The organism is Cellulomonas iranensis NBRC 101100 = JCM 18110 (assembly GCF_001552375.1).
In the GTDB taxonomy this organism is placed as follows: domain Bacteria; phylum Actinomycetota; class Actinomycetes; order Actinomycetales; family Cellulomonadaceae; genus Cellulomonas; species Cellulomonas iranensis.
The window spans coordinates 18,914-32,271 of the sequence record NZ_BCRB01000042.1; the positions used below are offsets into that span (position 1 = coordinate 18,914).

The window sequence follows — 13,358 nt, forward strand, 5'->3', positions numbered from 1 at the left end:
TGTATGTTCATGCACATGACGTTCACCGTGGCGGTCGCCGGCGCCAGCGGGTACGCGGGCGGGGAGATCCTGCGCCTGCTGCTCGACCACCCCGAGGCGCGCATCGGCACGCTCACCGCGCACAGCAGCGCGGGCACGCCGCTGGGCGCGCACCACCCGCACCTGCGCGACCTCGCCGACCGCGTGCTGCAGCCCACCTCCGCGCGGGCGCTCGCGGGCCACGACGTCGTCGTGCTCGCGCTGCCGCACGGCGCGAGCGGCCAGGTCGCCGCCGAGCTCGAGGCGCTCGGCGGGGACCCGGTCGTGCTCGACCTCGGCGCCGACCACCGCCTGCAGGACGCGGCCGACTGGGAGGCGTACTACGGCAGCCCGCACGCGGGCACGTGGACGTACGGCCTGCCCGAGCTGGTGACGGCCGTCACCGGGGGCCGCCAGCGCGCGGCGCTCGCGGGTGCGCGCCGCATCGCCGTGCCCGGCTGCAACGTCACGGCCGTCACGCTCGGCCTGCAGCCGGGGGTCGCGGCGGGCCTGCTCGACCCGACCGACCTCGTCGCGGTGCTCGCCAACGGCTACTCGGGCGCCGGCAAGGCCCTCAAGCCGCACCTGCTCGCGTCCGAGGCGTTCGGGTCGGCCGTGCCGTACGCGGTCGGCGGCACGCACCGGCACGTCCCCGAGATCGCGCAGAACCTGCGCAGCGCGGGCGCGGCCGACGTGCGCACGTCGTTCACGCCCGTGCTGGTGCCGATGTCGCGCGGCATCCTCGCGACCGCGACCGCCCGGCTCGCACCCGGCGTCGACGTCGACGAGGCCGCCCTGCGCACGACGTGGCGCGACGCCTACGCCGACGAGCCGTTCGTCCACGTGCTGCCCGACGGCCAGTGGCCCACGACGGCGGCCGTCACGGGGTCGAACACCGCGCTCGTGCAGGTCGCGCTCGACGCGCGCGCGGGCCGTGTCGTGACCGTGACCGCCATCGACAACCTCGTCAAGGGAACCGCCGGCGGTGCCGTGCAGTCCCTCAACCTCGCGCTCGGGCTCCCCGAGACACTCGGCCTGCCCCGGAACGGAGTCGCCCCGTGACCGACCACCTCGGACCCGCCCTCGAGGGCACGTCGCCCGGCACGTCGCCGGGCGTGACCGCGCCCGCGGGCTTCCGCGCGTCCGGCGTCACCGCAGGGCTCAAGGCGTCCGGGCGCCCCGACCTCGCGATCGTCGTCAACGACGGGCCGCGTCACGCGGGTGCCGCGGTGTTCACGACCAACCGCGTCGTGGGCGCGCCGGTCGTCTGGTCGCGCCAGGTCGTCGCGGACGGCGTCGTCTCGGCGGTCGTCCTCAACTCGGGCGGCGCGAACGTCAGCACGGGGCCCGAGGGCTTCCTCGACGCGCACCTCACGGCCGAGCGCGTCGCGACGGCCCTGGGCGTCTCGTCCGGCGACGTCGTCGTGTGCTCGACCGGTCTCATCGGCGAGCGCCTCCCGCGCGAGACGCTGCTGGCGGGCGTCGACCTCGCGGCCGCCGCGCTCACGTCCGACGCGGGGCTCGACGCCGCGACGGCCATCATGACGACCGACACCGTGCCGAAAACCGCGCACGTCACGGTCGAGACGCCCGACGGCGCGTTCACGGTCGGCGGCATGGCCAAGGGCGCGGGCATGCTCGCGCCGGCGATGGCCACGATGCTGTGCGTCGTCACGACCGACGCCGACGTCGCGGCGCCCGTGCTCGACGCCGCGCTGCGCGCCGCGACCGCCGAGACGTTCGACCGTGTCGACTCCGACGGCTGCATGTCGACCTCCGACACCGTGACGCTGCTCGCGTCCGGCGCGTCGGGCGTCACGCCCGCCGCCGACGTCCTCACCGACGCCGTGCGGCGCGTGTGCGCGTCGCTCGCGCGCCAGCTCGTCGCCGACGCCGAGGGTGCGTCGCACGACATCGCGGTGCACGTCGTCGGGGCCACGACGCCGGACGCCGCGGTCGCCGTCGCGCGGGCCGTGACGCGCTCGAACCTGTTCAAGGCCGCGATGTTCGGCAACGACCCCAACTGGGGGCGCGTGCTCGCGCAGGCGGGCACGGTGCCCGAGGAGGTCGCGCCGTTCGACCCCGAGGCGATCGACGTCGCGATCAACGGCGTGCTGGTCTGCAAGGCAGCGCGCCCGCACGCCGACCGCGGCGAGGTCGACCTCGCCTCGGCCCGCGAGGTGCACGTGACCGTCGACCTGCACGCGGGCGACGCGGCCGCGACCGTCTGGACCAACGACCTCACGCACGACTACGTCCACGAGAACAGCGCGTACTCCACATGACCACGACCCCCCCGCCCGTGCCCGACGACTTCGTCTTCGACACCCGCACCGACCTGCGCGCCGACCAGAAGGCGGAGGTGCTCGTCGAGGCGCTGCCCTGGCTGCAGCAGTTCTCCGGCGCGCTCGTCGTCGTCAAGTACGGCGGCAACGCGATGATCGACGACGACCTCAAGCGCGCGTTCGCGCAGGACATGGTGTTCCTGCGGCAGGTCGGCCTGCGGCCCGTCGTCGTGCACGGCGGCGGGCCGCAGATCAACGCGATGCTCGACCGCCTCGACATCCGCAGCGAGTTCCGCGGCGGGCTGCGCGTCACGACGCCCGAGGCGATGGACGTCGTGCGCATGGTCCTCACGGGCCAGGTGTCGCGCGAGCTCGTCGGCCTGCTCAACGCGCACGCGCCGCACGCCGTCGGGCTGTCGGGCGAGGACGCCGGGCTGTTCCAGGCACGCCGCCGCACCGCCGTGGTCGACGGCGTCGAGGTCGACGTCGGGCTCGTCGGCGACGTCGTGCAGGTCAACCCCGGCGCCGTGCTCGACCTGCTCGACGCGGGCCGCATCCCGGTCGTCTCGACCGTCGCGCCCGACGTCGACGACCCCACGCAGGTGCTCAACGTCAACGCCGACACCGCGGCGGCCGCGCTCGCGGTCGCGCTCGGCGCGCGCAAGCTCATCGTGCTCACCGACGTCGAGGGCCTGTACACCGACTGGCCGGACCGGTCCTCGCTCGTGCGACGCATCCGCGCGTCGGCCCTCGCCGAGCTGCTGCCGCGGCTCGACGCGGGCATGCGCCCCAAGATGGAGGCGTGCTGGCGCGCCGTCGAGGGCGGCGTGCCGCGTGCGCACGTGATCGACGGCCGCGCGCCGCACTCGATCCTCGTCGAGGTGTTCACGTCCGACGGCGTCGGGACGATGGTGCTGCCCGACGCCGACCCCGACGGCCACCCGTCGACCGTGCCCGTGCGCGCCGTGCGCCTGGCGACGCAGGACCAGGAGGACGACCGGTGACGACCACGCCCGAGGGCACCCCCACGACCGCGCGGCACCGCGCGCCCGGCGCCGAGGACGCGCTGCCGGTCCCGGCCGCCGCGGGCTCGGTGGCCGAGTGGACCGAGCGCTACGCGCACGCCGTCATGGACACGTTCGGCCCGCCGCAGCGCGTGCTCGTGCGCGGCGAGGGCGTCTACGTGTGGGACGCGGACGGCACGCGCTACCTCGACCTGCTCGGCGGCATCGCCGTGAACTCGCTCGGCCACGCGCACCCGACGCTCACGGCGGCGGTCAGCGCGCAGCTCGGCACGCTCGGCCACGTGTCGAACTTCTTCGCGAGCCCCGCGCAGATCGCGCTCGCCGAGCGTCTCGTCGCGCTCGCCGACGCGCCCGAGGGGTCGCGCGTGTTCCTCGCGAACTCCGGGACCGAGGCCAACGAGGCCGCGCTCAAGCTCACGCGTCGGCACTCGGGCGGCGCCCGGCCGCGCGTGCTCGCGCTCGAGGGCGCGTTCCACGGCCGGTCGCTGGGCGCGCTGTCGCTCACGCACAAGGCCGCGTACCGCGAGCCGTTCGAGCCGCTGCCCGGCGGTGTCGAGTTCCTGCCGTTCGGCGACACCGACGCGCTGCGGGCCGCGTTCGCCGAGGGCGGTGACCTGGTGGCCGCGCTGTTCGTCGAGCCCATCCAGGGCGAGGCGGGCGTGCGGTCGCTGCCGCCCGGCTACCTCGCGCTCGCACGCGAGCTGACGACGGCGCACGGGGCGCTGCTGGTGCTCGACGAGGTGCAGACCGGCATGGGCCGCACGGGCCGCTGGTTCGCGCACCAGCACCCGCACCTCGGCGGGGGCGTCCGCCCCGACGTCGTCACGGTCGCCAAGGGCCTCGGCGGCGGGTTCCCCGTGGGTGGGCTCATCGCGTACGGGCCCGACGTCGCCGCGCTGCTCGGGCGCGGTCAGCACGGCACGACGTTCGGCGGCAACCCCGTCGCGTCCGCCGCGGCGCTCGCGACCGTCGGCGTCGTCGAGCGCGACGGCCTCCTCGCGCACGTCACCGCGCTGGGGGAGCGGCTGCGCGAGCGGCTGCGCTCGACCGGCAACCCGCTCGTGCGCGAGGTGCGCGGCGAGGGGCTGCTCATCGCCGTCGAGCTCACGGTCCCCGTCGCGGCCCGTGTCGCGGCCGACGCGCTCGCCGCCGGGATCATCGTCAACCCGTGCACGCCCACGACGCTGCGCCTCGCGCCGCCGTACGTCCTCACCGACGAGCAGGCCCAGCCGTTCGTCGACCTCGTCGCCGCGCTGCGGGCCGACCTCGCCGCGGAGGAGACCCCGTGACCCGCCACTTCCTGCGCGACGACGACCTGTCGCACCGCGAGCAGGCCGCCGTCATCGAGCTCGCGCTCGCGTTCCGCGACGACCGGTTCATCCGCACGCCGCTGTCGGGCCCGCGCGCGGTCGCGGCGGTCTTCGACAAGCCGACCCTGCGCACGCAGGTCAGCTTCCTCACGGGCATCGCCGAGCTCGGCGGCTTCCCGTTGCCGGTCGACGGGGTGCTGGCCCGCATCGGCGAGCGCGAGTCGATCGCCGACACCGCGCGCGTGCTCGGGCGTCAGGTCGCCGCGATCGTGTGGCGCACGCACGCGCAGACCCGCATCGAGGAGATGGCCGCGCTCGCGGGCGTCCCGGTGGTCAACGCGCTCACGGACGAGTTCCACCCGTGCCAGGTGCTCGCGGACCTCATGACGGTCGCGCAGCACCGCGGCGGCGTCGCGTCGCTGCCGGGCACGACGCTCGCGTACGTCGGCGACGGCGCGAACAACATGGCCCACTCGTACCTGCTGGGCGGCGCGACCGCGGGCATGCACGTGCGGGTCGGGGCCCCGGCGGACGCGGCGCCGGACCCCGCGGTGGTCGCGGACGCCGAGCGCGTCGCGGCGGGCACGGGCGGGTCGGTGACGGTCGTGCACGACCTGGCCGCCGCGGTCACGGGCGCGGACGTCGTGGCGACCGACACGTGGACGTCGATGGGCCAGGACCCGCGGGACGCGGACGACGAGGCGCGGTTCGTGCCGTTCCGGCTCGACGCGGCGGCGCTCGCGCTCGCCGCGCCCGACGCGCTCGTGCTGCACTGCCTGCCCGCCTACCGCGGCAAGGAGATCACCGCCGACGTGCTCGACGGGCCCCAGTCGGTCGTGTGGGACGAGGCCGAGAACCGGCTGCACGCGCAGAAGGCGCTCCTGACGTTCCTGCTGGAGCAGTCGTGAGCACGCCGACGGTCGCGGCGACGAAGGCCGCACGGCACGCGCTCATCGTGTCGCTGCTGCAGCGCGGCACCGTCCACTCGCAGGGTGAGCTCGCGGGGCTGCTCGCGGACGAGGGCGTGACGGTCACGCAGGCGACGCTGAGCCGCGACCTGGTCGAGCTGCGCGCCGTGAAGATCCGCACCGCGACGGGTGCGCTCGCCTACGCCGTGCCGGCCGAGGGCGGCGACCGCACGCCGACCATGGCCGACACCGAGCAGCTCGCGGCGCGGCTGGTCCGCCTGAGCGCCGAGCTGCTGGTGACGGCCGAGGCGTCGGGCAACCTCGTGGTGCTGCGCACCCCGCCGGGCGGCGCGCAGCTGCTGGCCTCGGCGATCGACCACTCGGTGCTCCCGTCGGTGCTCGGGACGATCGCGGGGGACGACACGGTGCTCGTCATCTCGCGGGACCCGGCGGGGGGCGACGCGCTCGCGGCGCGGTTCCTCGCGCTCGCCGCCGAGGGCTGACCTCAGTTATGAATAGGTCCGCATGTGGATGTATGTTCATGCATGCAGACCTCGATGAAGGAGAGAACCTGACATGACCGAACGCGTCGTCCTCGCGTACTCCGGCGGCCTCGACACCTCGGTGGGCATCGGCTGGATCGCCGAGGCCACCGGTGCCGAGGTGATCGCCGTCGCGGTCGACGTCGGCCAGGGCGGCGAGGACCTCGAGGTCATCCGCCGACGCGCGCTCGACTGCGGCGCGGTCGAGGCGTACGTCGCCGACGCGCGCGACGAGTTCGCCACCGAGTACTGCATGCCGGCGCTCAAGGCGAACGGCCTGTACCTCGACCGGTACCCGCTGGTCTCGGCGCTCTCGCGCCCCGTCATCGTCAAGCACCTCGTGCGCGCCGCGCGGCAGTTCGGCGCGACCACCGTCGCGCACGGCTGCACCGGCAAGGGCAACGACCAGGTCCGCTTCGAGGTCGGCATCACCTCGCTCGCGCCCGACCTCAAGTGCCTCGCGCCCGTCCGCGACCTCGCGCTCACGCGCGACAAGGCCATCGAGTACGCCGAGAAGCACCAGCTGCCGATCGCGACCACCAAGCACAACCCGTTCTCGATCGACCAGAACGTGTGGGGCCGCGCGGTCGAGACCGGGTTCCTCGAGGACATCTGGAACGGCCCCACCAAGGACGTCTACACCTACACCGACGACCCGACGTTCCCGCCGGTCGCCGACGAGGTCGTCATCACGTTCGAGCAGGGCGTGCCCGTCGCGCTCGACGGCGTGCCGGTGACCCCGCTGCAGGCGATCCAGGAGATGAACCGCCGCGCGGGCGCGCAGGGCGTCGGCCGCATCGACATCGTCGAGGACCGCCTCGTCGGCATCAAGTCGCGCGAGGTCTACGAGGCCCCCGGCGCGATCGCGCTCATCGCGGCGCACCAGGAGCTCGAGAACGTCACGGTCGAGCGCGAGCAGGCCCGCTTCAAGCGCGGCGTCGAGCAGCGCTGGACCGAGCTGGTCTACGACGGCCAGTGGTTCTCGCCCCTGAAGAAGTCGCTCGACGTGTTCGTCGAGGACACGCAGCGCTACGTGTCCGGCGAGGTGCGCGTCGTGCTGCACGGCGGCCGTGCGACCGTCTCGGGCCGCCGCTCCGACTCGAGCCTGTACGACTTCAACCTCGCGACGTACGACACGGGCGACACGTTCGACCAGTCCGCCGCGAAGGGCTTCATCGAGATCTACGGCCTGAGCTCCAAGCTCGCCGCGGCGCGCGACGTCAAGTTCGGCAACGCGCCCGACCTCGGCTCGCAGGGGGGCATCGACGCGTGACCGCCCAGCCCGGCCCGCTCGCGCTGTGGGGCGGACGCTTCGCGTCCGGCCCCGCGGCGGCCCTCGCCGACCTCTCGCGCTCGACGCACTTCGACTGGCGCCTCGCGGACGACGACATCACCGGATCGGTCGCGCACGCGCACGTGCTGCACGCCGCCGGTCTGCTGTCGGACGCCGAGGTCGCCGGCATGGTCGACGCGCTCGAACGCCTCCGGGCGGACGTCGCGTCGGGCGCGTTCGCGCCCACGCCGGACGACGAGGACGTGCACACCGCGCTCGAGCGCGGCCTCATCGAGCGGGCCGGGACCGAGCTCGGCGGCAAGCTGCGCGCCGGGCGCTCCCGCAACGACCAGATCGCGACGCTCGTGCGCATGTACCTGCGGCGTCAGTCGCGCGTGCTGTCGGGCCTCGTGCTCGACGTCGTGGACGCGCTCGTCGCGCAGGCCGAGGCGGCGGGCGACGCGCCCATGCCGGGCCGCACGCACCTGCAGCACGCGCAGCCCGTGCTGCTCGCGCACCACCTGCTGGCGCACGCGTGGCCGCTGCTGCGCGACGTCGAGCGGTGGGCCGACTGGGACGCGCGCGCGGCGCGCTCGCCGTACGGCTCGGGCGCGCTGGCGGGCTCCTCGCTCGGGCTCGACCCGGCGAAGGTCGCGGCCGAGCTCGGCTTCGACGGACCGGTGGAGAACTCGATCGACGGCACGGCGTCGCGCGACGTCGTCGCCGAGTTCGCGTTCGTCGCGGCCATGACGGCCGTGGACCTGTCGCGCCTCGCCGAGGAGGTCGTGCTCTGGGCGACCAAGGAGTTCGGCTTCGTGCGCCTGCACGACGCGTACTCCACGGGGTCGAGCATCATGCCGCAGAAGAAGAACCCGGACGTCGCCGAGCTCGCGCGCGGCAAGGCGGGGCGCCTGGTGGGCGACCTCACGGGACTGCTCACGACGCTCAAGGGCCTGCCGCTCGCGTACAACCGCGACCTGCAGGAGGACAAGGAGCCGGTCTTCGACCAGGTCGACCAGCTCACGGTCCTGCTGCCGGCGTTCGCGGGCATGGTCGCGACGCTGACGTTCGACACCGAGCGCATGGCGGCTCTCGCGCCGCAGGGCTTCTCGCTCGCGACCGACGTCGCCGAGTGGCTCGTGCGCGAGGGCGTGCCGTTCCGCGTCGCGCACGAGGTCGCGGGCGCCTGCGTGCGGGTCTGCGAGGAGCGCGGGATCGAGCTGTGGGACCTGTCGGACGACGACCTCGCCGCGATCAGCCCGCACCTGACGCCCGGCGTGCGCGCCGTGCTGTCGGTCGAGGGCTCGCTCGCGTCGCGCGACGCCGTCGGGGGCACCGCGCCCGCGCGCGTCGCCGAGCAGCTCGGGCGTGCGCGCGACGCCGCTGCCAAGCTGCGTGCGGCGCGCACCGTCTGACGGTCCCCGGGGCCGGTCCCCTCAGGAACGACCCGGGGCGGCCGATCGCGGCAGGGGAGCGGCGCACTGCAGCGCCCCCGCAGCGAGAAGGTGACCATGGCAGCCTCCGGCCACGCCCCGTCGACCCCGGTCGAGCCCTACCTGTCCGACCTCAACGGCGTGCAGCGCTGGTTCGCGAACGTCGGCGTGCGCGGCAAGGTCGCGATGCTCGCGACCGTCATGGTCGTGCTGCTCACCGTCACGGCCGTCATCGCGGTGACGGGTCTGCGGTCGATGACCGCCGCGGGTGCGGACGTCGACGCCCTCGCGACCCGCACGACGCAGCTCGTGCTCGGCGTCGCGGTGCTGACCGGCGTGCTCGGGTTCGTGCTCGCGCGCGTCGGGTCGCGCAGCATGGAGCGGGAGCTGGAGCGGCTCGTCGCCGTGGCCGGGTCGATCGAGCGCGGTGACCTCACGGCCCGCGCGCGCATGGACAACGGCGACCAGATCGGCGTCGCGGCCCGGTCGCTGGACGCGGGCCTGGACGCGCTCCAGGCCTCGCTCGCCGGCGTGACGCGCCAGGTCGGCGCGCTGGCCGACGACGCGCGTGCGCTCGACACCGGCAACGTCGAGCTGCGCCGCGAGGCCGGGGTCGTCGACGGCGACGCGCGCTCGCTCGCGGCGTCGGCCGCGGACGTCGCGCACACCGTGCAGGCCGTCGCGGCGGGTGCCGAGCAGATGGGCGCCTCGATCCGCGAGATCGCGACGAGCACCGACGACGCCGTGCGGGTCGCGCGGGACGCGCAGGACGCGGCGCGCGAGGCGGCCGACACGGTGGCGCGGCTCGGCGAGTCGTCGACGCAGATCGGGAACGTCGTCAAGCTCATCACCTCGATCGCCGAGCAGACGAACCTCCTCGCGCTGAACGCCACGATCGAGGCGGCGCGCGCCGGCGAGGCGGGCAAGGGCTTCGCGGTCGTGGCCGGCGAGGTCAAGGAGCTCGCGGGCGAGACCGCGCAGGCGACGGACGACATCGCGCGCCGCGTCGACGCGATCCAGGCCGACACGACCGCGGCGGTCGAGGCGATCACGCGCATCACCGACGTGATCGGGCGCATCAGCGACCACCAGTCGACCATCGCGGCGGCGGTCGAGGAGCAGAGCGCGACGACGGCCGAGATGGCGCGCGGCGTCACGCGCGCCGCCGAGGGCGTCGGCCAGATCGCGACGACGTCGTCGGCGGTCGCGGGGCGCATGAGCGCGACGACCGAGCGTCTCGACGAGGCGGGCGGGCACGTGACGGCCATCGCGTCGGGGTTCGGGCAGGTCGGCGAGCTCGTCGGCACGTTCCGCGTCTGACGTGCGCGTCCGCGACCACCGGAGCGTCCCGCCGGTGGTCGCGGCGCGTCCGGCCCGGACGGGTGTGGCCGCGCCGTCGGGCATCATGGCCGCGTGGACGCGTCCCCGGCAGCCGTGAGCGGGCCGGTCGACGCCGCGGGGACGGTGGCGGGGCGGGTCCTGGCAGGCCCGGCGCGGCTGGGGCCGGTCCGGCTGCTCGCGGTCGACGGACCGGCCGGCTCCGGCAAGACGACGTTCGCGGCACGCGTCGCCGACGCGGTGCGCACGGCCGGTGCGCGCGCGACGGTGCTCGGGCTGGACGACCTGTACGACGGGTGGACCGGGCTGGACGGGACGCTGTGGCCGCGGCTGCGCGCGCAGGTGCTCGAGCCGCTGCGCCGCGGGCGCGCGGCGCGCTACCAGCGGTACGACTGGGCGGCCGGTCACCTCGCCGGCTGGGTGGACCTCGACGTCCCGGACGTCCTGGTCCTCGAGGGGTGCGGGTCGGCGCGGCGTGCGGTCGACGCCCTCGCGACGCTCACCGTGTGGGTCGAGGCCGACGACGACGTGCGGCTCGCGCGCGGCCTCGCGCGCGACGGCGCGCACGAGCGTGCGCACTGGCTCGCGTGGATGGCGCTCGAGCGTGCGCACTTCGCACGTGAGGGCACGCGCGGACGCGCCGACGTGCGGCTCGACGCGTTTGGCATGATGACCACGTGAACGCGGCCGAGACCACGCCCGGTCCCGGCGACGAGGTCGTCGCCGGCGTCGGGGGCGTCCCCGCGCGCACCTGGTACGCACGTGACGTCATGGCGGTCGCGCACGACCTGCTCGGCGCGTTCCTCACGGCACGCAGCGCCGAGGGAGACGTCACCGTCCGCGTCACGGAGGTCGAGGCGTACGGCGGTGACGACGACCCGGGCTCGCACGCGTTCCGTGGCCGCACCGCGCGCAACGCCGCGATGTTCGCCGAGCCCGGTCGGCTCTACGTCTACCGCCACCTCGGGCTGCACCACTGCCTCAACGTCGTCGCCGAGCCCACCGGCCGCGCGGCCGCGGTGCTGCTGCGCGCGGGCGAGGTCGTCGAGGGCGCGGACCTCGCGTGGCGGCGGCGCGAGGCCGCGGGCGTCGTCGACAACCGGCGCCAGCTCGCGCGCGGGCCGGCCCGGCTGGCCGTGTGCCTCGGGCTCGACCTGGACGCCAACGGCGCCGACCTGACCGAGCCCGGGGGAGCGGTCGTGCTGCGACGGCGTGACGCGGCGACCGCCCTGCCCGCGGTCGCGACCGGACCGCGCGTCGGGGTGTCCGGCCCCGGCGGCGACGGTCGGCGCCACCCGTGGCGTCTGTGGCTGACCAACGAGCCGACGGTCTCGGCCTACCGTCCCGCGTATCGCTCGCCGACGTCGGCAGACGCCCCCGGTGGGGCGACGGCGTCGGCCTGACGCGGAGCGCGCGTCGCACCAGACCCCCGACGTGGGCCCGACACCGGGCGCCCGCGTCCGACCGAGGAGAACGACGTGACCGACATCCTGGACGAGCTCGAGTGGCGTGGGCTGATCGCCCAGACGACCGAGCGCGACGCGCTGGCCGCCGCGCTGGCGCAGGGCCCCGTGACCTTCTACACCGGCTTCGACCCGACGGCTCCGAGCCTGCACCACGGGCACCTCGTGCAGCTGGTCGTCATGCGTCACCTGCAGCTCGCCGGCCACCGGCCGCTCGCCCTCGTCGGCGGCGCGACCGGGCTGATCGGCGACCCCCGCATGTCGGGCGAGCGCGTGCTCAACACCCGCGAGACCGTGGCCGAGTGGGTCGACCGGCTGCGCACGCAGATCGAGCGGTTCCTCGACTTCGGGGGCGACAACCCGGCGCGCATGGTCAACAACCTCGAGTGGACGGCGCCGCTGTCCGCGATCGACTTCCTGCGCGACGTGGGCAAGCACTTCCGCCTGGGGACCATGCTCGCCAAGGACACGGTGGCGCGCCGGCTCGAGAGCGACGAGGGCATCTCGTTCACCGAGTTCAGCTACCAGATCCTGCAGGGGCTCGACTACCTCGAGCTGCACCGTCGTCACGGCTGCACGCTGCAGACCGGCGGCAACGACCAGTGGGGCAACCTGCTGTCGGGCGTCGAGCTGATCCGCAAGACGGACCGCTCGCCCGTGCACGCGCTGACGACGCCGCTCATCACGAAGGCGGACGGCACCAAGTTCGGCAAGTCGGAGGGGGGCGCCATCTGGCTGGCGCCCGACATGATGACGCCGTACGCCTTCTACCAGTTCTGGGTGAACACCGACGACGCCGACATCGTGCGCTACCTCAAGGTGTTCACGTTCCGCACGCGCGAGCAGATCGCCGAGCTCGAGGCCGCGGTGGCCGAGCGCCCGGCGGCGCGCGAGGCGCAGCGCGCGCTGGCGTACGACGTGACGGCGCTCGTGCACGGGAGCAGCGCGGCCGACGCGGTCGTGGCGGCCAGTCAGGCGCTGTTCGGACGGGGCGACCTGGCGGACCTCGATGCGGCGACGTTCGCCGCCGCCGTCGCCGAGCTGCCGACCGCGCCCGGCCGGCCCGGCGACCTGGTCGTCGACCTGCTCGCCGCGACGGGCGTCGTCACGAGCAAGGCCGCGGCGCGGCGCGCGGTCGCCGAGGGCGGGGCGTCGGTCAACAACGTCCGGGTCGCGGGGGACGACGCGACGCTGTCGGCGGACGACCTGCTGCACGGGCGGTGGGCGGTGCTGCGACGCGGCAAGCGGACGCTCGCGGTCGTGGACGCCGAGGCCGACGCCGGGTCGCCGGTCCCCGGGCTGGACTGACCGACGGGGCGGCACCCCGGACCCCGACGGCCCCCGGCGAGCGAACGCTCACCGGGGGCCGTCGCCGTCGGCAGGGCGACGACCGGTGCGGCCCGGGAGCCGCGCGCAGGGCGTGACCACGGTCACCGTCACCGGGATTTGCCCTCCGCGCAACGCTCGCGTAATGTTCTTGGAGCCCGCCCGGCAGGGAGGAACGGACACCGAGCTCGACTCGGTGGTCGGTCCCACGGAGCAGGGCATCCCCGCAAGGCCCGCACACGGCGCCCCAAACGCCGTGCTAGAGTCCTGCGGCGGCGATCGGAAAGCCACGGACCACCACGGTGGTCAAAGGCCGGAAGAAAGCCTGCTAGACTGGAGAAAGACACAAAGCCTCCTGCAAAAGCCGAAAGGCCGACGAGGATGCGCGTCTGTTCCTTGAGAACTCAACAGTGTGCCAAGTAGTCGATGCCATGTAG

12 protein-coding genes are annotated in these 13,358 nt (G+C 74.8%); all 12 read left to right on the forward strand.

Annotated elements, in window-relative coordinates:
* Window positions 1–15: 15 nt before the first annotated feature.
* Window positions 16–1,080, forward strand: a complete 1,065-nt coding sequence (gene argC / locus CS2_RS10375; RefSeq protein WP_217997380.1) for an N-acetyl-gamma-glutamyl-phosphate reductase — start codon at window positions 16–18, stop codon at window positions 1,078–1,080.
* Window positions 1,077–2,303, forward strand: a complete 1,227-nt coding sequence (argJ, locus tag CS2_RS10380; RefSeq protein WP_070319926.1) for a bifunctional glutamate N-acetyltransferase/amino-acid acetyltransferase ArgJ — start codon at window positions 1,077–1,079, stop codon at window positions 2,301–2,303. Before argC ends, argJ begins: the two co-directional genes overlap by 4 nt.
* Window positions 2,300–3,307 (forward strand): acetylglutamate kinase, encoded by a 1,008-nt coding sequence (argB, locus tag CS2_RS10385; protein WP_046528218.1) that lies wholly within the window; start codon window positions 2,300–2,302, stop codon window positions 3,305–3,307. The genes argJ and argB overlap by 4 nt, the downstream gene beginning before the upstream one ends.
* A complete protein-coding gene (locus CS2_RS10390; protein ID WP_082740076.1) occupies window positions 3,304–4,617 on the forward strand; it encodes an acetylornithine transaminase in 1,314 nt (437 codons plus the stop codon). The genes argB and CS2_RS10390 overlap by 4 nt, the downstream gene beginning before the upstream one ends.
* Window positions 4,614–5,546 (forward strand): ornithine carbamoyltransferase, encoded by a 933-nt coding sequence (argF, locus tag CS2_RS19340; RefSeq protein ID WP_070319927.1) that lies wholly within the window; start codon window positions 4,614–4,616, stop codon window positions 5,544–5,546. Before CS2_RS10390 ends, argF begins: the two co-directional genes overlap by 4 nt.
* Complete coding sequence (locus CS2_RS10400) at window positions 5,543–6,049, forward strand: arginine repressor (protein ID WP_046528221.1); 507 nt, start codon at window positions 5,543–5,545, stop codon at window positions 6,047–6,049. Before argF ends, CS2_RS10400 begins: the two co-directional genes overlap by 4 nt.
* A 73-nt stretch (window positions 6,050–6,122) precedes the next feature.
* Window positions 6,123–7,361, forward strand: a complete 1,239-nt coding sequence (locus CS2_RS10405) for an argininosuccinate synthase (protein WP_070319928.1) — start codon at window positions 6,123–6,125, stop codon at window positions 7,359–7,361.
* On the forward strand, window positions 7,358–8,776 hold the full coding sequence (gene argH, locus CS2_RS10410; RefSeq protein WP_070319929.1) for an argininosuccinate lyase: 1,419 nt from the start codon (window positions 7,358–7,360) through the stop codon (window positions 8,774–8,776). Before CS2_RS10405 ends, argH begins: the two co-directional genes overlap by 4 nt.
* 96 nt (window positions 8,777–8,872) lie before the next feature.
* The gene (locus CS2_RS19550) at window positions 8,873–10,114 is read left to right on the forward strand and encodes a methyl-accepting chemotaxis protein (RefSeq protein WP_070319930.1); all 1,242 of its coding nucleotides are present in this window, start codon (window positions 8,873–8,875) and stop codon (window positions 10,112–10,114) included.
* 93 nt (window positions 10,115–10,207) lie between these two features.
* The gene (locus CS2_RS10420) at window positions 10,208–10,813 is read left to right on the forward strand and encodes a uridine kinase family protein (RefSeq protein ID WP_226235765.1); all 606 of its coding nucleotides are present in this window, start codon (window positions 10,208–10,210) and stop codon (window positions 10,811–10,813) included.
* Between the two features lie 89 nt (window positions 10,814–10,902).
* Window positions 10,903–11,535: a DNA-3-methyladenine glycosylase gene (locus tag CS2_RS10425; protein ID WP_134851164.1), complete on the forward strand. Its 633-nt coding sequence runs from the start codon at window positions 10,903–10,905 to the stop codon at window positions 11,533–11,535.
* Window positions 11,536–11,610: 75 nt separating this feature from the next.
* Window positions 11,611–12,903, forward strand: coding sequence for a tyrosine--tRNA ligase (gene tyrS / locus CS2_RS10430; RefSeq protein ID WP_070319933.1), 1,293 nt, complete (start codon window positions 11,611–11,613; stop codon window positions 12,901–12,903).
* The last annotated feature ends 455 nt before the right edge of the window (window positions 12,904–13,358 follow it).